At 64.7% G+C, this 21,436-nt stretch carries 21 protein-coding genes and 1 riboswitch; of the genes, 13 read left to right on the plus strand and 8 right to left on the minus strand.

Annotated elements, in window-relative coordinates:
- The first annotated feature begins 26 nt into the window (after positions 1 to 26).
- From JJJ16_RS00710 to guaA, 7 genes are all read left to right on the plus strand, one after another.
- Positions 27 to 2,843, plus strand: coding sequence for a UvrD-helicase domain-containing protein (locus JJJ16_RS00710; protein ID WP_219750985.1), 2,817 nt, complete (start codon positions 27 to 29; stop codon positions 2,841 to 2,843).
- A 1,390-nt stretch (positions 2,844 to 4,233) separates the two neighbouring features.
- On the plus strand, positions 4,234 to 5,421 hold the full coding sequence (gene sucC, locus JJJ16_RS00715; protein WP_219750986.1) for an ADP-forming succinate--CoA ligase subunit beta: 1,188 nt from the start codon (positions 4,234 to 4,236) through the stop codon (positions 5,419 to 5,421).
- A 26-nt stretch (positions 5,422 to 5,447) separates the two neighbouring features.
- Positions 5,448 to 6,368: a succinate--CoA ligase subunit alpha gene (sucD, locus tag JJJ16_RS00720; protein ID WP_219750987.1), complete on the plus strand. Its 921-nt coding sequence runs from the start codon at positions 5,448 to 5,450 to the stop codon at positions 6,366 to 6,368.
- A gap of 127 nt (positions 6,369 to 6,495) precedes the next feature.
- Positions 6,496 to 7,959 carry a DUF6350 family protein gene (locus JJJ16_RS00725; protein ID WP_219751928.1) on the plus strand — a complete coding sequence of 488 codons (1,464 nt, stop codon included), beginning with the start codon at positions 6,496 to 6,498 and terminating at the stop codon, positions 7,957 to 7,959.
- A 3-nt stretch (positions 7,960 to 7,962) separates the two neighbouring features.
- Positions 7,963 to 8,047, plus strand: a riboswitch (ZMP/ZTP riboswitch).
- 23 nt (positions 8,048 to 8,070) lie between these two features.
- Positions 8,071 to 9,912: a bifunctional phosphoribosylaminoimidazolecarboxamide formyltransferase/IMP cyclohydrolase gene (purH, locus tag JJJ16_RS00730; protein ID WP_219750988.1), complete on the plus strand. Its 1,842-nt coding sequence runs from the start codon at positions 8,071 to 8,073 to the stop codon at positions 9,910 to 9,912.
- A 148-nt stretch (positions 9,913 to 10,060) separates the two neighbouring features.
- On the plus strand, positions 10,061 to 10,645 hold the full coding sequence (locus JJJ16_RS00735) for a biotin transporter BioY (protein WP_219750989.1): 585 nt from the start codon (positions 10,061 to 10,063) through the stop codon (positions 10,643 to 10,645).
- Between the two features lie 151 nt (positions 10,646 to 10,796).
- Positions 10,797 to 12,353: a glutamine-hydrolyzing GMP synthase gene (gene guaA / locus JJJ16_RS00740; protein WP_219751929.1), complete on the plus strand. Its 1,557-nt coding sequence runs from the start codon at positions 10,797 to 10,799 to the stop codon at positions 12,351 to 12,353.
- Between the two features lie 76 nt (positions 12,354 to 12,429).
- Here guaA and JJJ16_RS00745 read toward each other — a convergent pair whose 3' ends face one another.
- The 3 genes from JJJ16_RS00745 to JJJ16_RS00755 all read right to left on the minus strand — a co-directional run bounded on the left by JJJ16_RS00745 (position 12,430) and on the right by JJJ16_RS00755 (position 13,420).
- The gene (locus tag JJJ16_RS00745) at positions 12,430 to 12,771 is read right to left on the minus strand and encodes a type II toxin-antitoxin system PemK/MazF family toxin (protein WP_219750990.1); all 342 of its coding nucleotides are present in this window, start codon (positions 12,769 to 12,771) and stop codon (positions 12,430 to 12,432) included.
- Positions 12,758 to 13,027, minus strand: a complete 270-nt coding sequence (locus JJJ16_RS00750; RefSeq protein WP_219750991.1) for a type II toxin-antitoxin system RelB/DinJ family antitoxin — start codon at positions 13,025 to 13,027, stop codon at positions 12,758 to 12,760. Before JJJ16_RS00750 ends, JJJ16_RS00745 begins: the two co-directional genes overlap by 14 nt.
- Positions 13,028 to 13,171: 144 nt before the next feature.
- Positions 13,172 to 13,420, minus strand: a complete 249-nt coding sequence (locus tag JJJ16_RS00755; RefSeq protein ID WP_219750992.1) for a hypothetical protein — start codon at positions 13,418 to 13,420, stop codon at positions 13,172 to 13,174.
- 131 nt (positions 13,421 to 13,551) lie between these two features.
- Here JJJ16_RS00755 and JJJ16_RS00760 point away from each other — a divergent pair, with 131 nt between their 5' ends.
- The gene (locus JJJ16_RS00760; protein ID WP_413243685.1) at positions 13,552 to 14,718 is read left to right on the plus strand and encodes an IS30 family transposase; all 1,167 of its coding nucleotides are present in this window, start codon (positions 13,552 to 13,554) and stop codon (positions 14,716 to 14,718) included.
- A 405-nt stretch (positions 14,719 to 15,123) separates the two neighbouring features.
- Here the strand turns inward: JJJ16_RS00760 and JJJ16_RS00765 are convergent, their stop codons facing one another.
- On the minus strand, positions 15,124 to 15,672 hold the full coding sequence (locus JJJ16_RS00765; RefSeq protein WP_219750994.1) for a hypothetical protein: 549 nt from the start codon (positions 15,670 to 15,672) through the stop codon (positions 15,124 to 15,126).
- A gap of 142 nt (positions 15,673 to 15,814) precedes the next feature.
- Between JJJ16_RS00765 and JJJ16_RS00770 the strand changes: the two genes are divergently transcribed.
- Positions 15,815 to 16,027 carry a type II toxin-antitoxin system Phd/YefM family antitoxin gene (locus tag JJJ16_RS00770; protein WP_219750995.1) on the plus strand — a complete coding sequence of 71 codons (213 nt, stop codon included), beginning with the start codon at positions 15,815 to 15,817 and terminating at the stop codon, positions 16,025 to 16,027.
- A gap of 130 nt (positions 16,028 to 16,157) precedes the next feature.
- Here JJJ16_RS00770 and JJJ16_RS00775 read toward each other — a convergent pair whose 3' ends face one another.
- Both JJJ16_RS00775 and JJJ16_RS00780 read right to left on the minus strand, forming a co-directional pair.
- Positions 16,158 to 16,703: a hypothetical protein gene (locus JJJ16_RS00775; RefSeq protein WP_219750996.1), complete on the minus strand. Its 546-nt coding sequence runs from the start codon at positions 16,701 to 16,703 to the stop codon at positions 16,158 to 16,160.
- A gap of 162 nt (positions 16,704 to 16,865) precedes the next feature.
- Positions 16,866 to 17,714 (minus strand): aldo/keto reductase, encoded by an 849-nt coding sequence (locus JJJ16_RS00780; RefSeq protein WP_219750997.1) that lies wholly within the window; start codon positions 17,712 to 17,714, stop codon positions 16,866 to 16,868.
- A 260-nt stretch (positions 17,715 to 17,974) separates the two neighbouring features.
- On the opposite strand from JJJ16_RS00780, the gene JJJ16_RS00785 reads away from it, so the two are divergent.
- Both JJJ16_RS00785 and JJJ16_RS00790 read left to right on the plus strand, forming a co-directional pair.
- Entirely contained in the window at positions 17,975 to 18,565 is a 591-nt protein-coding gene (locus JJJ16_RS00785; protein ID WP_219750998.1) for a TetR/AcrR family transcriptional regulator, read from the plus strand.
- Positions 18,562 to 19,017, plus strand: a complete 456-nt coding sequence (locus tag JJJ16_RS00790; protein WP_219750999.1) for a hypothetical protein — start codon at positions 18,562 to 18,564, stop codon at positions 19,015 to 19,017. The genes JJJ16_RS00785 and JJJ16_RS00790 overlap by 4 nt, the downstream gene beginning before the upstream one ends.
- A 149-nt stretch (positions 19,018 to 19,166) precedes the next feature.
- Here JJJ16_RS00790 and JJJ16_RS00795 read toward each other — a convergent pair whose 3' ends face one another.
- Complete coding sequence (locus JJJ16_RS00795) at positions 19,167 to 19,433, minus strand: type II toxin-antitoxin system RelE family toxin (protein WP_219751000.1); 267 nt, start codon at positions 19,431 to 19,433, stop codon at positions 19,167 to 19,169.
- Positions 19,434 to 19,649 carry a type II toxin-antitoxin system RelB family antitoxin gene (relB, locus tag JJJ16_RS00800; protein WP_003793976.1) on the minus strand — a complete coding sequence of 72 codons (216 nt, stop codon included), beginning with the start codon at positions 19,647 to 19,649 and terminating at the stop codon, positions 19,434 to 19,436. It abuts the gene before it with no gap.
- A 149-nt stretch (positions 19,650 to 19,798) separates the two neighbouring features.
- On the opposite strand from relB, the gene JJJ16_RS00805 reads away from it, so the two are divergent.
- A complete protein-coding gene (locus JJJ16_RS00805; protein WP_219751001.1) occupies positions 19,799 to 20,764 on the plus strand; it encodes a Fic family protein in 966 nt (321 codons plus the stop codon).
- An 87-nt stretch (positions 20,765 to 20,851) separates the two neighbouring features.
- Positions 20,852 to 21,397, plus strand: a complete 546-nt coding sequence (locus JJJ16_RS00810) for a GNAT family N-acetyltransferase (protein WP_219751002.1) — start codon at positions 20,852 to 20,854, stop codon at positions 21,395 to 21,397.
- Positions 21,398 to 21,436: the final 39 nt, after the last annotated feature.

Below are 21,436 nucleotides of genomic sequence, written 5' to 3' on the forward strand. Positions count from 1 at the left end.
GGTGGGGCGGTTTACCCTTGGAGGCGATGAGTGACTCGACTTCTTTGCCTGACCTTGGTTTCCTGATCGGCCCCGACGGGGGTTTCCAGGACGACTACGTGCCGCCGGAGGTGCCCGCCTTTGATGTGGAGGATGCCTTGGGTTCCGACGCGTGGCCGGAGATCGCCGTGCCGGGTGGGGCATCGGGTGCGCCGTCGGCGTGGGAGCCTCCCGCGTCCTCGGGTGGTTTTTCGTCCGGCTGGGAGCGTCCCTCGCGCCCGGGCGTGGATCCCGAGTCGCTGACGCGCGGCCTCAACGATCGTCAGCGCGAGGCCGTCACTCACGCGGGCTCGCCGCTGCTGATTCTGGCAGGCGCGGGCTCTGGTAAGACGCGCGTGCTCACGCACCGCATCGCCTACCTGCTGGCCACGGGCCGCGCGCGGGCTGGCGAGATCCTGGCGATTACCTTCACGAACAAGGCGGCGGCCGAGATGCGGGAGCGCGCGGGCACCCTCGTGGGTGACGACGCGCGTCGCATGTGGGTGTCGACCTTCCACTCGGCGTGCGTGCGCCTGCTGCGCTACGAACACGAGGCGGCAGGGTTGTCCTCGTCCTTCACGATCTATGACGCCCAGGATTCCCAGCGCCTCATCCAGATGGTCCTCAAGGCTATGGACGTGGACATTAAGCGCTTCACGCCAAAGATGGTCGCGGCGCGCATTTCGGACGCGAAGAACGAGCTGATCGGCCCGGCGCGCTACGCGGAGACGGCGGGCAAGGACCCGGTCTCGCGCATCGTCGCGGACGCCTACGTCGAGTACGACAAGCGCATGCGCGCCTCGAACGCGCTGGACTTCGACGACCTCATCATGCGCACGGTCGACCTGCTGCGCGAGAACCCGCTGATCGCAGAGCACTACCATAGGCGCTTCCGCCACATCCTCGTGGACGAATACCAGGACACGAACCACGCGCAGTACGTCCTCGTGCGCGCCCTCGTGGGGGATGGCAAGGACGGCGTGGAGCCCGCCGAACTGACGGTCGTGGGCGACTCTGACCAGTCGATTTACGCCTTCCGAGGCGCCACGATCCGCAACATCGAGGAGTTCGAGCGCGACTTCACGGGCGCGCGCACGATCCTGCTCGAGCAGAACTACCGCTCGACGCAGAACATCCTGTCGGCCGCGAACGCGGTCATTGCCCGCAACACGGGGCGCCGTGCGAAGAACCTGTGGACGGCCTCGGGCGACGGCGCGCTCATTACGCTGGATGCCGCCGATTCCGAGCACGACGAGGCCCGCTTCGTCGTTGGCGAGATCGACCGCCTCGCGGACTCCGGCGTCGAGTGGGGCGACATTGCGGTCTTCTACCGCACGAATGCGCAGTCCCGCGCGCTGGAGGAACTCCTCGTGCGCCAGGGCATCCCGTACCGCGTCGTCGGCGGCACCCGCTTCTACGAGCGCCGCGAAATCAAGGACGCCTTGGCGTACCTGCAGGTCATCTCCAACCCTGACGACACTGTCGCGGCCCGCCGCGTCCTCAACGTTCCCAAACGAGGCATCGGAGCGAAGGCCGAAGAGGCGATCGCCGCGCATGCCGCCCACTACGGCATCTCGTTTGGCGCCGCCCTGCGTCACCTGTGGCTGCGTGCCGGGTGCCCCGCGGGTGAGGGCGAGGGGATCGACGTCGACGCGCTCGCGCGTTCCGCGTCCCCGGACGAGGCCTCGGCTGATTCTTCGGCTCCTGTTTCCTCGGATGGAGCGGCGGGGGAGAACCCCGCTGCTCGCGAGGCTGCGGATGAGAGCGTGGCTGCGGCCCCGGCCTCGTCCCCTGCCGCGAACTCGGCCGAGACGGCTCCCGAGGTCCTGGGCATCACCCCGCGCGCCGCGAAGTCGGCGGCAGCGTTCTGGGGACTCATCGAAACCCTGCGCGCCGCGGAGGCTCGAGGCGCATCACAGGCCGACATCCTCGAGGAAGTCTTGGACCGCACCGGCTACCTGGCGGAGCTACGCCGCAGCGAGGACCCGCAGGACGCCTCGCGCGTGGAAAACCTCGCGGAACTGCACTCGGTCGCGGGAGCCTTCGCGGCCGACGCTCCCGGCGGAACCCTCGCGGACTTCCTCGAGCGCGTCGCCCTCGTTGCCGACTCGGACCAGGTGCCCGCAGAGGGCGAGCGCGGCGGGCAGGTCACCCTCATGACCGTGCACACCGCGAAGGGCCTCGAATTTCCGGTCGTGTTCGTCACCGGCATGGAGGACGGCACCTTCCCGCACCAGCGCAGCCTCGGCGACGAGAGCGAGCTGGAGGAGGAGCGCCGACTGGCATACGTGGCGATCACGCGGGCGCGCGAACGCCTGTACCTGACGCGCGCGGCCGTACGCAGCGCCTGGGGCACCCCGCAGGAGATGCCGCCCTCACGGTTCCTCGACGACATCCCCGCCGAGCTCCTCGACGTGCGCCGCGCGGCCACGTCGGGGGAGCGCATGCGCGCGTCCTACGGCGGGTCCTACGGGTCCGGGTCGTACGGCTCGGGTTCCTACGGGCGTTCCCGTCGCTCCGAGGGGCGCGACCCATGGGGCGATACCGACACGGGCGCCTTCGGCTCCGGCCGCGGCGGCGCCTCCGCCCAGCCCGCCGGCGTGCGCAAGGTGACTCGCATGGGGGTCGCTCCTGCGGCCAAGCCCGCCGAGGATAAGCCGGTACTCTCCCTCAAGGTCGGCGATCGCATCAAGCACGCGACCCTGGGGGCCGGCACCGTCACCGGCATCGAAGGCGAGGGGCCGCGCACCGTGGCCCGCATCCGCTTCGGCCTGGGCGAGAAACGCCTGCTCGTGCGCATGGCTCCGATGGAGAAGATCTCCTAGCGTTTTCCGGCTGGGCCGGGCTGCGCCGTGGGCGGCGGCCCGCCCGCCGTTTTTTCCTGCGTGTTGTTGCTTGTGGCACCGCTGGTGTTCCGGGCGCCGGAGGGCCCAGCCGCCCGCGAGGCTAGGCGACCTCACTTCGTTCACCGCCGCGCCTCGAAGCCCGCCCGTGCCCTCCGGTCCCTCCGGCGCCCTCCACACCAGTGGTGCCTTGTTGCTGATGTGCGGCTTGGTGTGTCGCCTCGATGCCCTGCCAGGCCCTGCCGCCGCCCGCGTGCATCGTAGGGGCCTTGTGCGCTGCGATTTCTGGCTGATCTTTTGTGTGTTGTTACAAACGTCGTCAATCGGAGGTGTTTTTTGTGTGGATTCCCGATCCGTTGTTACAAACGCCGTCAATCCGACGGCTTTTTCGCTGAAAATAGTGGTTTTTGGACGCAGATTGACGACGTTTGTAACAGGGGTCCTCGCAAGGGGCTTCAAATTGCTCCGGTTTGACGACGTTTGTAACGTCGTCCGCCCACCGGCCCTGCGGCCGGGTCCTCCGGCGCCCTCTTATCAGAAGGTGGTGCGTGTTCTGGATAGGAAGCTCTGTTCTGGATAGGAACGGCGCTTCTGGATAGCTTATTAACCTATCCAGAACGCAATAACCTATCCAGATTGTTGTTTCCTATCCAGTTTGGTGGTGTGTGCCAGCCCGGCGGCCTGCTTGCTCGTGGCAGTGGGGGTGCACCACATGAAGCCCCCTGGCAGCGTGTCGCGCCTCTAGTGCTGCAATTCCCCCGATTGGTGGCGGTGTGGCCGCCAAACTGCAGACCCATTGAGTGAAAAACGCTGAAAACAGGCTGTTTTGGCGCAATGGGTCTGCACTTTGGCGGATGTGGTGTCTGTCGTGGTGTATTGGTCGCACGTGAATCCGCTATTGCGAGTGGTAACCCGCTATATCGCACGTGAACCCGCTATTTGGAGTGTGGGCGGGGCTGCCCACGTGCGCATTAGCGGGTTAACGTGCGCATTGAAGGGCTAACGCAGCCACCTGTAGGGCCTGCGCTCCGCCAGGTGGGTTAGCGTGCGCGACAAAGTGTGTCGATTCGCCACGCATTGGGCCTCACGTATATGGGAGCTACGTCCATGCTCGCCGAGATTGAAGGACCTGCGGCTCGTGTAGTAGAGCCGCGCAGCGGGAGGGAAAAGCCATGCACCGCTGGTGCTACAACGCCCTGTGCCCCCCATCGACCCCAGCAACCCGCCCCGCAACGCAAAGCGTTGACAAAGGGAAGTGGCTCTCCGGTCAAGGCCGTGACAAGCCTTGATAATGGGAGGAAATGGCGCGTTGACGCCGGTCGCACGTTAGAATTATTGCGCTGACCACACCACGTTCAACGGAGGGAATAAGGTGGATCTCTACGAGTACCAGGCCCGGCAGATGTTCAAGGAGCACGGCGTGCCCGTGCTCGACTACCGCCTGGCGTCAACCCCCGAAGAGGCGCGCGAGGGTGCGCGCGAGCTCCTGGCGGACGGTGCGTCGCTGCTGGTCGTCAAGGCGCAGGTGAAGACCGGCGGCCGTGGCAAGGCCGGCGGCGTCAAGCTCGCCCACACCGCCGACGAAGCCTACGAGAAGGCTGAGGCGATCCTCGGCCTCGACATCAAGGGCCACATCGTCAAGAAGGTCATGATCGCGTCCGGCGCGGACATTGCCGCCGAATACTACTTCTCGATCCTGCTGGACCGCTCGAACCGCCGCCACCTGGCGATGTGCTCGCGCGAAGGCGGCATGGATATTGAGACACTCGCGAAGGAACGCCCCGAGGCCCTGGCCCGCGTCCCCCTCGATCCCACCGTCGGCATCGACGCCGAGGTCGCCCGCCACATTGCGAAGGAAGCGGGCTTCGACGAGGAAACGGCTGAGGCCATCGCCCCCGTCCTTGAAACCCTGTGGACCGTCTACCGCGATGAGGATGCGACCCTGGTCGAGGTCAACCCGCTGGTCTCCAGCCCCGACGGCTCCGTGTGGGCGGTCGACGGCAAGGTGACCCTCGATGACAACGCGCGCTTCCGCCACCCCGGCCACGCTGAGCTCGTGGACGTGGCCGCGCAGGATCCGCGCGAGGCCGCAGCGAAGGCAGCCGGGCTTAACTACGTGCGCCTGGAGGGTCAGGTCGGCATCATCGGTAACGGCGCGGGCCTGGTCATGTCGACGCTCGACGTGGTTGCGATGGCCGGTGAGGAGTTCGGCGGAATGAAGCCCGCGAACTTCCTCGACATCGGCGGCGGCGCTTCGGCCGAGGTCATGGCCAAGGGTCTGGACATCATCCTCGGAGACGAGCAGGTTCGCTCCGTGTTCGTCAACGTCTTTGGCGGCATCACCGCGTGCGACCAGGTCGCCCGCGGTATCATCGGCGCGCTCGAGACGCTGGGCGACGCGGCCTCGAAGCCGCTCGTCGTGCGCCTTGACGGCAACAAGGTCGAGGAGGGCCGCGCGATTCTTGCCGAGGCTGCGCACCCGCTCGTCCACATGGAAGAAACGATGGACGGCGCGGCCCGGCGTGCAGCTGAGCTCGCCGCACAGGCCTCGTCGAAGTAACGACCCGAGAACCGCAGGAGAACACTATGACTATCTTCGTCAACTCTGACACCCGGGTCATCGTCCAGGGCATGACCGGCGCCGAGGGCCGCAAGCACACCCAGCGCATGCTGAGCGCCGGCACGGCCATCGTGGGCGGCACGAACCCGCGCAAGGCTGGCACGACCGTCACCTTCGACGTGCAGGGCTACGGCCCGGGCGCCGACAAGGTGGCCGACGGCCAGGTTGAGGTCCCCGTCTTCGGCACCGTCGCCGAGGCCCGCGAGGCCACCGCCGCGAACGCCTCCGTCATCTTCGTGCCCCCGGCCTTCGCGAAGGGCGCCGCCCTCGAGGCCATCGACGCGGGCATCGAAACGATCGTGCTCATCACCGAGGGCATTCCCGTCCAGGATTCCACGATTGTCGTCGAGCGTGCGCTCGCGGCGGGCGTGCGCCTGATCGGCCCGAACTGCCCCGGTATCATCTCGCCCGGGCAGGCGAACCTGGGTATCACCCCGGCGGACATTACGGGACCGGGCCGCCTCGGCCTCGTCTCCAAGTCGGGCACGCTGACCTACCAGCTCATGTACGAGCTGCGCGATTTCGGCTTCACGACGTGCCTGGGTATCGGCGGTGACCCGGTTGTGGGCACCACCCACATCGACGCGCTGGCGGCTTTTGAGGCTGACCCGGACACCGACCTCGTCATCATGATCGGCGAGATTGGTGGTGACGCCGAGGAGCGTGCGGCCGCCTGGATCCAGGAGAACATGACCAAGCCCGTCGTCGCCTACATCGCGGGCTTCACGGCCCCCGAGGGTAAGACCATGGGCCACGCGGGCGCGATCGTGTCCGGCTCGTCCGGTACGGCTGCCGCGAAGGCGGAGGCGCTCGAGGCCGTGGGCGTGCGCGTGGGTCGCACCCCTTCGCAGACGGCGCAGATCGCGCGCGAGATCCTCTCGCGCTAACGTCACAGCACAAATCGGCCCGGGGTCGGCGCGCAGCGTCGCGGCCCCGGGCCGATTCTGACACTATGGGCCTGTGAGCGAGCGCATCAGAGAAGTACCCAGCCCCCGGCGGACCACGACCACGTACGTGCCGGATCGGGCGACGATCCGTGTGGCCGTCCCGCAGGGGTGGGCGCGCGGTGCGCTCGCGGGCATTGAGGCGGCCTTCGCGGGCTGGGCGCTGATCACGGTGTTCACGATGATCGCGTACCTGACGCTGCGTTCGAACTCGTGGATGAATGATACGACGCCGCGCGATGCTCTCGGCCTGGGTGGTGACCTGTGGGCCGCCGTCATCGGCGGCACATCGGTCGTGGGAGACGTGCACTATCGTGCGATCCCGACGCTGATGGGCGCTCTGCTGATCGTGTTGGTGCGGATTCTGCTGCGCACGACGGCGGGTTATCCGCGCAGCGCCGCGCTGTTTGCCGTGCCTGGTTTTCTTCTCACCTCCTGGCTGCTGGCGGGCGCGTCGGGCATCTATTCGCACTGGTGGACGGGCACGCTCGGCGCGATTCTGATTCCGCTGATCGGATCGGTGTGGTTCGTTGCGTCGGGGTATTCGCGCGACAATGAGGCCCCGTCGATGCAGCACTGGATTTCGGGTGGCCTGAAGCTGGGAGGCCTGTCGGTCCTCGCGCTCGTGGCTGTGTCTGCGGTGGCGTCGGTGATTGCGCTCGTGGCGGGGTGGAGCCGCATGGCTGGGATCCAGGAGATTCTGGGTGCTGCCTCGGGCGCGGATACCGCTTTTATCGTGGGGGCTCAGCTGCTTTTTGCGCCCACGGTCATGGCGTGGGCTGCCTCCTGGTGGTCGGGCGCTGGTTTCCTGACGGCGACGGATTCGCTGCATTCTCCGGTGGTGGCGGGCACCGGCCCGATTCCGCCGATTCCGCTCCTTGGAGCCGTCCCGGAGACGGCCCCCGGCATGTGGGTGATTCTTGCGCCGATCATGTTGGGCATTGGCCTTGGTGTTGTCGCGTCGCGTTCGTTCCGTCGTGAGCACCTGCTGCACCAGACTGCCCAGGGTGTCCTGTCCTCGGTGATTGTCGCCTCGGTGACGGCCCTGTGGATGTGGAGCGCGACGATGAGCATGGGCTCCGTGCGCCTGTCGTCGATGGGCCCGCGCGTGGGGTGGGTGACGCTCGCCCTCGTGCTCGAGGTTGCCCTGCCCGCCTTGATCATCGCCCTGGCGAGCCACCCGACGACTCGCGCCCTCCTCGGCGAGGGTGCCGGTCGCGTGCGCAACGAGGGTGAGGCCCTGCGCCGCCGCGCCGCCGAGCGTGCGTCCCGCGTGGGAGCCACTGCCTCGGTGGCCGACGAGGCCTGGGCTGAGGCTTCCGAACCCGAGGAACCCGGCAACGCGGACGTAAGCGCCGACGAGGCCGAGGATCTCGAAGCGGTGGCTGATGCGGACGAGCAGGACGCGGATGAGATGCCTGAGGACACTAGCGAAACTGCCGCCGAGGATGCCGCGGACATCGAACCGGTCCAGGCTGAAGGTGACGAGGAAGACCCCGAGGCGAAGGCGACGCGGCGCGAGGGCCTGAACTAGACTGGGAGTCGCCGCGACTGGCGAGGGTGGATGACCACCGGGGAGCGGCCGCATTTCCCGCGAGGCGTCGCCCGCCTGGGCGCCTGGGTTTGGTCTCAACCTGGAGGAACTATGTCCGTCTCCCTGGACAACCTGGAACCCATCGACGTGCGCCCTATCAAGCGGGCCCTGATCTCTGTGTATGACAAGACGGGCTTGGAGGATCTTGCCCGCGCCCTTGGCGAGGCCGGCGTGGAGATCGTCTCCACCGGCTCCACGGCCGCGCGCATTGCGGCGGCAGGCGTGGCCGTCACCCCAGTCGACGACGTGACCGGCTTCCCCGAGGTGCTCGAGGGGCGCGTGAAGACCCTGCACCCCTTCATTCATTCCGGCATCCTGGCCGATCAGCGTAAGGCGGCTCATCGCGAGCAGATCGCCCAGCTGGGCATCAAGGCCTTTGACCTGGTCGTGTGCAACCTGTACCCGTTCCAGGACACGGTTGCGTCGGGCGCGTCCTTCGATGAGTGCGTCGAGCAGATCGACATCGGTGGCCCGTCCATGGTGCGTGCCGCCGCGAAGAATCATCCGTCGGTCGCGGTCGTGACCTCCCCGGAGCGCTACGCGGATGTAGCCGAGGCCGTGGCGGGGGAGGGCTTCACCCTCGAGCAGCGCCGCGTGCTGGCCGCCGAGGCCTTCGCCCACACGGCGACCTACGACCTGGCGATTGCCGGTTGGCTGGCCGACGAGCTGGATCTCGAGGACGTGCGCGAGACACTCGACGATGCCGCCGAGACCCACCTGGATGCCTCCGACGCGGCCTTCCTGGAGTCGCTGGGCTACCAGACCGAGGAAGACTACGTGGTGGACGTCCCCGAGGAGGAGGGGCAGACCTCGGGTATGCCCGTGTTCGTCGCCGACGCGTTCGAGCGCGTGGAGTCGCTGCGCTACGGCGAGAATCCGCACCAGGGCGCTGCCGTGTACCGCGAGATCGATGAGTCCTTCGAGGACGAGGATGCCGACGACGAGGCCTTGGTCCCGGGCATCGCGAACGCGCGCCAGCTGCACGGCAAGGCCATGAGCTACAACAACTACACGGATGGCGACGCCGCCCTGCGCGCCGCCTACGATCACGAGCGCCCCTGCGTCGCGATCATCAAGCACGCGAACCCCTGCGGTATCGCGGTGGCCGACGATGTGGCCGAGGCGCACCGCCTCGCGCATGCCTGCGACCCCGTGTCGGCGTTTGGCGGCGTGATCGCCGTGAATCGCCCGGTGAGCGTGGAGCTGGCCCGCCAGATCGTCCCGATCTTCACCGAGGTCGTGCTGGCCCCCGACTACGAGGAGGGCGCGCTCGAGGTGCTGAGCGCGAAGAAGAACCTGCGCGTCCTGCAGGTTGAGCCCCCGGCTCGCGGCTCGTACGAGTTCAAGCAGATCAGCGGCGGCCTGCTGGTCCAGGAGCGCGACGACATCGACGCGCCGGGCGATTCCCCGGAGAACTGGACGCTCGCGGCCGGCGCTCCCGCCGACGAGGCGACGCTGGCGGACCTGGAGTTCGCGTGGCGCACGGTGCGCGCGGTTCGTTCGAATGCGATCCTGCTGGTCAAGGATGGCGCCTCGGTGGGCGTTGGCATGGGCCAGGTGAACCGCGTGGACTCGTGCAAGCTGGCGGTTGAGCGTGCGAACACGCTGGGCTCGCGTTCGACAGGTGATGCGGCGGCCTCCAACGTGGACAGTGCGGGTGGCGCTCGCGCGTCCGAGGTTGTGGCCGAGGCTCCCGAGCAGCGTTCCATCGGCGCGGTTGCCGCGTCGGATGCGTTCTTCCCCTTCGCGGACGGCCTGCAGGTGCTCATTGATGCGGGCGTGAAGGCCGTCGTTCAGCCCGGCGGCTCGGTGCGTGACCAGGAGTCGATTGACGCGGCGAACGCTGCGGGCATCACGATGTACCTGACGGGAACGCGCCACTTCGCGCACTGATTATTCCTGCTCATGGGCTCCAGGGGGCGAGCGCCGGTGTGGCGCTCGCCCCCTGAGATCTGCGCCCGTGTGCTTGACAGGGGAGTGGCGGGCAGCATATTGTTCAATTGTTGAATGAAAGGCTGTTAGCCCTGTTGAAAGGTGTCGTATGACCACCCTGACCGCTTCCCCCGTCGCCGCGCGTGAGAACCGCGTTCTTGCCGACCGCCTCGGCGGCACGATTGTCCGCGAGATCGCCCTGGTGGCAGCCGGCACGATCGCCATGATCGTCCTCGCCCGCATCTCGATCCCGCTGCCCTTCACCCCCGTGCCGGTCTCGCTCGGTACGCTGGGTGCCCTCTCGGTCGGCACGACCCTCGGTGCGCGCCGAGGCCTCGCCTCCGTCGCGACGTACGCGATTCTTGGCATCGCCGGCGCCCCGGTCTTCACCGGCACGAACGTCGGCTGGGCCTTCCCCTCCTTCGGCTACATCCTCGGCTACTTCCTCGTCGCCGCGATTGCCGGCCTGGCAGCCCAGCGCGGTGCCGACCGTCGCATCGCTACCATGGCGCCGACCGCCGTCGTGTCCCTCTTCTCCGTCTACATCCTGGGCCTGGCCTGGATGATCCCCTTCGCGCACATGACCCTCGAGCAGGGCCTGATGAAGGGCTTCGTGCCCTTCATCATCGGCGACCTCCTGAAGGCCGCCGTGGCCACCGGAGCCTTCCCGGTGCTGCGCTCCATCTTCCGCTGAGCCGCGCGCTCGAGCGTCACGCGAGTCGGCCTCGTCCCCACCCGGGGGCGGGGCCGTCGCCGTATCCGGCGTGCGCGGTGGTGACATGCGTAATGGAGCGCGACGGGGCGGGGCGCGCGCGGGTACCATTGGCAGGGTGAACGCTTCTGACATGCATCCCGTCCTCGTCGTCGACTTCGGCGCCCAGTACGCCCAGCTGATCGCGCGCCGCGTGCGTGAGGCCAACGTCTACTCCGAGATCGTCCCCCACACCATGAGCGTGGCGGACATGCTCGCCAAGGAGCCCGCCGCCATCATCCTGTCCGGCGGCCCGTCCTCCGTGTACGAGGAGGGTGCGCCCTCCGTCGATCCCGCGATCTTCGAGGCCGGTGTGCCCGTGCTGGGCATCTGCTACGGCTTCCAGACCATGGCTCACGCCCTCGGCGGCACCGTCGGTCGCACGGGCACCCGCGAGTACGGGCACACCGAGGCCACGGTTTCTGCGGGTTCTTGCCTGTTTGATGGCACCCCCGACGATCAGATCGTGTGGATGAGCCACGGCGACGCCGTCCAGGGCGCGCCCGAGGGCTTCACCGTCACCGCCTCCACCGCCGAGACCCCCGTCGCGGCCTTCGAGTCCCGCGAGCGTCGCCTCTACGGCCTGCAGTGGCACCCCGAGGTGGGCCACTCTCAGTTCGGCCAGGACGCCCTGAAGAACTTCCTCTACGAGGGTGCTGGCCTGGAACCCACGTGGACAGCCGGCTCTATCGTGGACGAGCAGGTTGAGAAGATCCGTGAGCAGGTCGGCGACGCGCAGGTCATCTGCGCCCTGTCCGGCGGCGTGGACTCTTCCGTGGCTGCGGCCCTCGTGCACAAGGCTGTCGGCGATCAGCTGACCTGCTTCTTCATCGATCATGGCCTGCTGCGTGCGGGCGAGCGCGAGCAGGTGGAGAACGACTACGCGCGCGGCATGGGTATTCGCGTCATCACGTGCGATGAGTCCGAGCGCTTCCTGTCCGCCCTGGCCGGTGTCACCGAGCCCGAGGCGAAGCGTAAGATCATCGGCCGCGAGTTCATCCGTTCCTTCGAGGCCGCCCAGAAGCAGGTCATCGAAGAGGTTGGCGCCGCTGGCGGCGAGGTCAAGTTCCTCGTCCAGGGCACCCTGTACCCCGACGTCGTCGAGTCCGGCGGCGGCGAGGGCGCGGCCAACATCAAGAGCCACCACAACGTGGGCGGCCTGCCCGAGGACATGACCTTCGAGCTGGTCGAGCCCCTGCGCACCCTGTTCAAGGACGAGGTGCGTGCGGTCGGCCGCGAGCTGGGCCTGCCCGACTACCTGGTGAACCGTCAGCCCTTCCCGGGCCCCGGCCTCGGCATCCGCATCATCGGCGAGGTCACGCGCGAGCGCCTGGACATCCTGCGCGCCGCGGACCTGATCGCCCGCGAGGAGCTCACGGCGGCCGGCCTGGATCAGGAGATCTGGCAGTGCCCGGTGGTTCTGCTCGCCGACGTTCGTTCCGTGGGCGTCCAGGGTGACGGCCGTACCTACGGTCACCCGATCGTGCTGCGCCCCGTGTCCTCCGAGGACGCGATGACGGCCGACTGGACGCGCCTGCCCTACGACGTCCTGGCCCGCATCTCCACGCGCATCACCAACTCGGTGCCCGAGGTCAACCGCGTCGTCCTCGACGTGACCTCCAAGCCCCCGGCCACCATCGAGTGGGAGTGACGCTCATACTGAGCTGAGCTCGCAGACTGATAGCCCCGGCCTCGTCCCTGAATGGTGGGACGAGGCCGGTGTTTCTTTATCGGGTGAGCGTGGCGAGCGTCTGGCTGATTCGGTGCTTATCGCGCGGAGATAGCCTGCCGATTCTTCCTGCGGTGCCAAGGTAGGTCGGTGGCAAGAGGGCTATTCGGTCCACTCGGACGAGGGGAGGTTTTGTGAGTCCAGCCTCTTGCCAGTCGTCGAGGGAAGTATCGAGTGGAAGCGAGAGCTTGTTCGAGGCGCTGGTGATCATCGTAGCCAGGAGGCCATCGGGTGAGCAGGCGAGAATGAGGACCGGGCGAAACTTGTAGCCACGGTCGTCGAAGTTAAAGCGTGCGTGCCAGATCTCCCATGGAGCGGGCGCTGCCTCACTCGCCGTCATCCCAGTCTCCTGGGAGCCGCGCGACTCCATTCGCATCCATGCTGGGGCGATAGGCGTAGCGCTCGAGTCCGTCAAACGTGGGGGCCTCGGGGCGCATGTCGAAGGGGAGTCCGCCAACCTCAATCGACTTGGCGAGGAAGATATTGATCGCATCCGACAGGCTAATTCCCCAGCGTGCGTAGACGGCTGCGGCCTCGGCCTTGATCTGTGCGGTTGTGCGGGTCTTCACCTCGGCGGTGCGGGTCATCGTCGGCATTGTCGTTCCTTTCGGTATTGTCATTATAGACCCAATATGGTCCCAGACTGGGGTTCTTTTGGGAAATATTGTCGTTTGTAAGAGCCCCGGCCTCGTCCCTGAATCGTGGGACGAGGCCGGGGCTCGGTCGTGTGTTTGCGAGGCCTAGGCCTCGGGCGAGGGGATTGCTGCGGCGGGCTGGCGTGAGGCATCCCGGGCGCGCAGGTGCATGTAGAGCTTGTAGGACGAGACCAAGTCGGCCACGGGGAAGAGCTGCATGGGGATGTGGAGCTTCGTCGCCTTCGGGTTGCTGAGGCCCTGGTTTCGAGCGCGAATCGCGGCGGTGATGCCGTAGCCCGACGAGATGAGGAGACTCAGGTAGGCCAGGCCAAGCCACTCGTAGATGAAGCGCAATGTCTAGGTTCTAGTGGTGGTTGCAACGGATCTTGGTGAAGGAGTTCGTTGTGGCTGGTGTTGGTCGTGTTTTTCAGGGGGTTGAGTACCCCTCCCGACGTGAGGCGTGTCAGGCTCGGCATCGGGAGTATGTGCGGGCTCTTGCTGATGGTTTGAACTTCACGCAGGCAGCTCATGCTGTTGGGGTCTCGAAGCGGACGGGCAAGGTCTGGCGTAATGGCCGGACTCGCTCAAGTGGACGGTGTGAGCGAGCCAGTATCGCTCCTCAGGCCCATTGGTACCGTCTGTACATGAAATGCCAACCGCATCGGATCAGTCAACGGTTCTTGTCGCTCAAGGAACGCATGCTCATCTTCGGATGGCGCGTCGAGGGATTCTCGATTCGGGACATTGCCCGCCGGTTGGGGCGTTCACCCTCGACTGTGAGCCGGGAGCTGAAGCGCAATGGGATTACCTCCACGTGCTACAACCCCTACATCGCTCACATGCGAGCAGGCAAGCGCCTCAAACGTCCTAAAGCGCGCAAATGCGCCAATCCTCGCTTGTGGGGCATCATCTGGGACAAGCTTGAGCTTAGATGGAGCCCAGAACAGATTTGCGCATACCTGCGCATGCGTTTCCCGCATAATCAGAGCATGAACCCGTGCGTGGAGACGATCTACCAGTCCATCTTCGTCCAAGCCAAAGGCACACTCCGCAAAGAGATCGCTTCCCTCATGCGCCAAGGACGCACTCGCAGGCGCCCAGCCGCATACTCTCGTCAGGTACGACCACGATTCAAGGACCCCATGGTGATGATCAGCGAACGGCCCGCCAGTGTGGAAGACCGGGCGCTCCCTGGCCACTGGGAAGGCGACTTGATCATCGGAGCCAAAGGACAATCCGCGGTCGGCACGCTCGTGGAACGCTCGACCCGGTACACGATCTTGCTCTACTTGCCCAATGGACACACAGCCGTTGAAGTTCAAGATGCCATTATCGACAAGCTCGCAGACGTGCCCCATTCCTTACGTCTGTCACTGACCTGGGACCAGGGAAGCGAGCTGGCCCAACACCGCAAGATCGCCTCCGAGCTAGGCCTTGACGTGTACTTCTGTGACCCACACTCACCCTGGCAACGCGGCACCAACGAGAACACAAACGGGTTGTTGCGCCAATACATGCCCAAAGGAACCGATCTGTCACTCCTGACCGAAGCAGACCTGGACGCCATCGCCGACCAGCTCAACGACCGTCCACGCAAAACGCTAAACTGGGACACACCCAAGCAGCGACTTGAGCTGCTGCTCAGGGCGTAACACGTGTTGCAACCACCCCTAGAATCTGCCATGAATGGAAGAAGTCGTGGGGGGGAGAGGAACAAGTAGATCAGCACATAGGAGTACTGCAGTAGGGGCAAGCTGAACGGGAGCAGGGCGATTTTCAGCAGTAGGCTCCGCAACGCCAGCGCGCGCGGGCTCTCATCACGGCACAGCCAGAAGAGGGAGATCAGATTTGCCGCTGCGGCAACCGCAAACAAGGCGAGCCACATGTTCCAGGTCAGTCCGAACCCAATGCGGTAGCTCTGGTCGCTATACGCGGCTATGACAAGGAGGATGGGGGCTGCGATGCGGAGAACCTTGGACATGTGGCGCCTACTTTCTGTCGACGTCTCGCCTGTGTCGTGAATATATCATCACGCCCTCAGGTGGGGAGCTCGCTACTCAGGATTCCGAGGCGGTGGCCGTGGAGGGCTTCTTCGCCCGGTACAGAAGGATGCAGAGCCAGATGTTCGAGATGAGATCGGTAAACGGCAGGCAGTGCATCGTGACGTGCCTGCGCTTTGAGGAGAGACTGAGGAGTCCCTCCGTGTTGGCGTGATGCGCCGCGGCTATGCCGTACTGAGAACTCGTCAGCAGGAGTGCGTACATGCCGCATATGAGCGTGAACAGGTAGGCGATGGCTAGCACGAGGTACGGGGGAGCCATGAGGCCTGCAGCAAGGAAGGCTGCGAAAGGGAGAAATCCGATGTAGAGGGGGAGGATGCAGAGTTTGAGGAGCAGTCCCCAAAGGGCGAGCGAGCGTGCACTGGCGTCGCGCTGAAGCCATAGGACGCTCGCGAGGTTCGCCAGGCCAGCGATCAGGATGGCAATGATCCACACGGCGTCGCCGGTGCCCGCGATGCTGTGCTGGAGCATGAGCTCGGCGCCGCCGCCGATGTAAGCCGCGAGAATCAAAAGGATGGGTGCGGTGACACGTGCGATGGTGGACATGTGTACCCCTCATTCTGTTTGAAAGTTTGTAATAGTTGTGACTATGGTACCTCCTCTCATTAAGGAGGAGGTACCAGTTTTGTCACGCTTGATCTGAGGCCAGATTCTGGCCATAACTGTGGCTACAGGAGATGGGAGTAGCATGTCGACACTAACTATCGGGCTTGCCGAGGCGAAGAATAACTTTTCGCGGGTCACAGCAGAGGTGAATAGGACGGGGAAGCCTGTCACGATCCTCAAGAACAACAGGCCTTGGGTCGTCATTCAGCCTGCGCAGCAGTCGGAGAGTGTTGTTGATGTTGCTGTTGACTTCATGGATGCCTACGCGGACGTGTTTGAAGAGCTTGCGAAGTGAACGCCTTCGCGTTTTCCCGGGATGACGTGTGTGCCATCCATTCGGCTGCGATTGCTCGCTTCGGTGGCTTGGTTGGTGTGCGAGACCAGGGGATGCTGGCCGATGGGGTGGCATCGGCGGTGGTGGCAGGTTAAGCGTCCTGAGAGCTGGTCGGAGTGGCACTGTCGAGTCGACGCAGGAGCACATAGAGCCAGATAGCTGCAACAAAGTCTGCGATGGGAACGGCGTGCATCTTTCTGAGTTTTTTCGCTGTTGCCGTCGGGATAGTATGTTCGGCCAGTAGGCGTTTTGTTACGGCAAACCCATGGAAGGATGACACGAGCATCAAGCAGTAGACTCCCGCGTCCAGAGGGAGGATAAAAAAGACCAGTAGCAAACCGCCTATGTTGCCGTTGGACCTATCTAGCGGAACTCCGATCGTGAGAATGAGCGTGATGAGGAAGACGGGGAGGAGAGCGAGCTTGATGACGAGGCCCCAACAAGCGAGTGCGCGCGGAGCAACCTTGTCTTGCGAATTGAGCACCGTGAGGGCACTGAAATAGATTGCGATCAGCAGCGCGCCGATCCATACGAAGATTGGGAAAAGAGGTTGCTCGGGCAGGGCTTGGTCTAACCATCCCGCATAGACCACAGCGATGACGAGGAGGGGTGCGGCGATACGTGCGAATCTGGCCATGCGGGGCTTTCCTTATCGGGCTTCGTTGACTGGCAATGACTATAACATCGCCGTCGTGGAGCGAGGCCTACCCCGCCAAGCAGGGTAGGCCTCGTCGAATCAAGGAGCGCGCGGGAGGCGAATCGCAATGCGTCGCCGCGTCGAACTCCCGAAGGTGTGGTCTTACTTCTGTCCGTCCACGTCGGGCACGTACGCGAGGAACCCGGCCAAGACCTCGTCGTTGTGCTCGAAGAACGGCTTCCCCTTGTCGAGGGAATCGATCTGGGCCATGTCCTCGTCGGTCAGCGCAAAGTCGAACAGGTCGATGTTCTGAGCGATGTGTGACGGCGTCTTCGAGCCCGGGATCACGATGTGTCCCTGCTGGATGTGCCAACGCAGCAGCACCTGGGCGGGGGACTTGCCGTGCTTCTCGGCGAGGCCCTGGACGAGGGACTCTGACATGATCGAGTCGTTGCCGCGTCCGCCCAGCGGGTACCACGCCTGCAGCGCGATGTTGTGCTCCTTGAGGAGTTCCTTGAGCTCCGTCTGAGGGAAGTAGGGGTGGCACTCGACCTGGTTGATCGTGGGGACAACCTCGCACTCGTCGAGGATGCGCTGCGTCTGGGCAACGTCGAAGTTTGACAGGCCGATCGCGCGAATCTTGCCTTCCTTGTGTGCCTTCTCGAGGATTCGGTACCCCGCGACCGTGTCGCCGGCGGGCTGGTGCAGGATCATCAGGTCGATGTGGTCCGTGCCCAGGCGCTCAAGCGTCTCGTCGACGGCGGTGGCACGTTCGAAGAACGACGGCCAGAGCTTCGTTTCAAGGAAAATCTCCTCGCGGGCCTTCGAGGACGCGCGCATGCCGCGCCCGACGGCGCGCTCGTTCACGTAGACGTTCGCCGTGTCGATGAGTGTGTAGCCGTTGTCCAGCGCGTAGGTGACCGCCGACTGTGCGTCATCGGGTTCCAGCTGGTAGGTGCCGAGGCCGACCTGGGGGATTGTGACGCCGTTGTTCAGGGTGATGTGGTCCATGTGAACTCCTTTGTTATCGTGAGCAGCGTGCGATGGCTCGGCAGTGTGGCGCTGAACCGTGCGGACGCTGCTGATTGTCAGCCTATAGTCATCCCGGGAAGGCATACCTGACGGCGGTCGCGTGTAGGCGTGTGACATGTGACGAGTTGGTGTCGGGAGCGCTGTGATCCCTTGGTTCTGCGATTGACGAGGGCTTGCTCAGGCCTATACTGAACACTGTTCATTATGGATTGTCGCAGGTAGCAGGACAGTAGGATTTCGTGCCCAAACAAGTGATCGACCCGGAGAAGCTGGTCAGCCAGGCCTATGCCATTGCCTCGCGCGACGGCATCTCCGCACTCTCCGTGCGCAAGGTTGCCACCGCGTGTGACATCGCTGTCGGCTCGGTCTACGGCTACTTCCCGACCAAAGCGGACCTGACGGCCGCCGTGCTCACCCGCTTCTTCGACGAGAACCTCTCCGACGAACTGTGCGCCGTGCGCCCCGGCGAGCGCTTCACCTCCTACGTGCGGCGATTCCGCGAGGCCCTATGCGCCGCGCGCGCCGACATGAGCGTCGACTGGTTCGCCGAGATGCGCCGCCTGCCCAGCGGTGAACAGGAAGCCCTCGAAGCCGTGCGCGCCACCATGCTCACCCACATCGAGCGCGGGCTCATGCGTGTTCTCGACGCGGACGAGGCCGTGGATCGCTCCCGGCTCGTCGGCCCCATGAGTGCCGAGGCCCTGTGTCGCTACGTGCTGCGCGCCGTCTTCGCCTCCCTCGCGGAGGGCGATGAATGTGAGACGCTGTTCGCCCTCCTCGACACCTCCCTGTATGACGACACCGTAGAAGAAAAGGATGCTAAACAATGAGTCGATTCCGCATCAAGAAGCAGCCCCTGATCGCTGTCGCCGGCATCGTCTGGCTGCTCGCCGGCCTGAACGTCGCGATCCTCGGCGTGCGCGCGGCCATCGACATGCGCGGAGTCGCGGCGATTATTTTCCTGGCGCTCGCGGGTGGTGCTGTCGCCATCTTCTGCGCGTTCCACCCCATGTTCAGCAAGCTCGTCCAGAAGAACACTCAGCGCATCGCCGACCTGGAGGGGGAGCGTCATCACGTGGTGCGCTTCTTCGACCGCAAGAGCTACCTCATGATGGCGTTCATGATGTCCTTCGGCATCGGAATGCGCGCCGCGGGCGTCTTCCCCGACTGGTTTATCGCCTTCTTCTACACCGGCCTGGGCGTGGCTCTCGCGCTCGCCGGTGCCAGCTACATCGCGCGCGGCGTGCGTGGCCGCGCCTGGGCGTTCCACGGGACCAACTGAGCGTTTCACGCACTCTGGGCGCAGGCCTCGTCAATGGACGAGGCCTCCCGCCGTTTCGTGGACCATCTGCCCTTTAGTGCCACGCGATTACCGCCAGTGGCGGTATAAATCTGGCGGTAATGCTGGATCATGTCGGTGCGGCCGCGTGATCACTGGTAGATGTGTCGGCGGTGTCCGACGGAAAACACTTCGATGATGAGGCGGTCGTCCTCGATGATGCACAGGGCGCGGTAGTTGCCGATGCGGTAGCGCCACTCGCCTGATCGGTTGGCTGTGAGGCCTTTGCCGTGGATGCGGGGGTCCGAGCAGCCCTCGAGGTTTTTGCCGATCCATGACGTAATGAGTCGCGCGTCGAATCGGTCCATTTTCTTCAGTTGCTTGAGGGCTGTGTCGCTGTACTCGGCGTGGTAGGACATTTACAGGCCCAGCTCTGCTAGTACCTGCTCGTGGGTGTACCGAACGCCGGTGTCTGCTGCGACTGCTTCGCGCAGAGTTGCAAGGTCCTGCTGGTCCTCGATCTTCTCGAAGACGGCATCTCGAACGAAGTCGGAGATCGTTTTTCCTTCAAATTCGGCGTACTTGCGCACGACTTCGGCGTCCGTTTCGTCAAGGCGCATGGTCATGGTGGGCATGGTGACCTCCCGGTGGTGAATACAACGTATTCTAGTTCTTCCTGGTGTCAATGTGCAATGGTGTTGGGCCTAGTGGGTGGTGCTGATTGCGGGTACTGCTCCTTGATTACCGCCAGTGGCGGTATAATTTGGCGGTAATAGGAGGGCTTATGGCTTACGAACCATCGTTCAAGCGCAGCGACGTAATCGACGCGCTCTGTATAGAGATCGCGGAACTCGTCGGTACCCTCTCGCCTCAAGCCCCACTGTCTACCAGTCCCACGCTGCGTAGGGAGCTGCGGATTCAGACGATCTATTCCTCGCTTGTTATCGAAGGGAACAAGCTCGATAAACATGCGGTGAGCGCGATTATCGACGGAAAACCAGTGCTCGGCGACCGGCGTGACATCCTCGAAGTAGAGAACGCGCGCGCAGCCTACGACCTCATTCCCAGCCTTGACCCCTACTCTGTGGAGGAATTGCTGCGAGTCCACCGCGTGATGATGGATGGCCTCGTCCCCGACGCAGGGCGCTTTCGCTCCGGCAATGTCGGCGTCTTCAATGGAGATACCCTGATCCATGCTGGAACTCCTGCTGCGTACGTCCCCGAGGTCATGGGCGGCCTCTTCGAGTGGCTGCGCACAACACGCATGCACCCGCTGCTCGCCTCGTGTGTCTTCCACTTCGAGTTCGAGTTTTGCCATCCCTTCTCTGATGGGAATGGCCGGACGGGGAGGCTCTGGCAGACCTTGCTCCTCTCCCGGTGGCGTCCGGTTCTGGCCTGGCTGCCCGTTGAATCCGCGATCAGGAGGCGGCAGGCGGATTATTACGAGGCCTTGGCGCGTTCTGGTGCGACCGGTTCGTGTGAAAGCTTCGTGGAGTTCATGCTCGAAGCAATCAGGGAGGCCATACTTCCGTACGCGCGGCCAGAGAGTGCAGCGGACGCGGAGCATGCCCGCGCGCTTGCTTTTCTGAGCGATAACTCGCGCTCCACCGTCACTCAGCTCTCGCAATATCTTGGGCGCTCGAAGCGGAGCGCTGAGCGCATCGTCGCACAGCTCAAGGAAGAGGGCGTGCTTGAGCGCCAGGGGAGTCCTCGTTCGGGCGTGTGGGTTGTCCACGCCCCCGGACTCTAAGGCTGTGATCAGTAGTCCATGCATCGGCGTTGAGACTCCACTATTTCATAACGAGTCCAAACCGCTAGGGAGACAAGGAGGCCGACGATGAGGTACGCCAAAACGGTGCTGTTAGTGGGCGGGGTGGAACTCCTCGTGAGGAATGCCGTCGCGTCGGATGCCCGCGCGCTGCACGAGACCATGCAACGCACGCATGTGCAAACCGACTACCTGCTGTCCTATCCGGACGAGCAGAGCGTCGACGACGAACAAGAGGCCCGCTCCCTGGAGGAAACGGAACGTAGCAGCAATGAGGTTGAACTCGTTGCCGTGATCGACGGCGGCATCGTTGGGAGCGCAGGAGTTTGCGCAGTGCGCAGTAGGCGCAAGGTCGCCCACCGGGCGCGTTTTGGGATCAGCATCCTCAAGGAGTACTGGGGGATGGGGATCGGCCGGGCGCTGATGGATGCGAGTATCGACTGTGCGCGCGGGGCAGGCTACACCCAGCTTGAGCTCGAGGTAGTGGCTGGCAATGAACGCGCGGTGTCCCTCTACCGGCGCGCGGGGTTCGAGGAGTATGGGCGCAACCCCCGAGGCTACCGGTCTGCGTCCTCGGGCTATCAGGAGCTCGTGCACATGAGGCTCGAACTCTAGGGTTTCGGAGGCGGGGCATGCCGAGCACGCGGCGTACCC

It is taken from the genome of Schaalia sp. ORNL0103 (assembly GCF_019429565.1).
Classification (GTDB): Bacteria; Actinomycetota; Actinomycetes; order Actinomycetales; family Actinomycetaceae; genus Pauljensenia.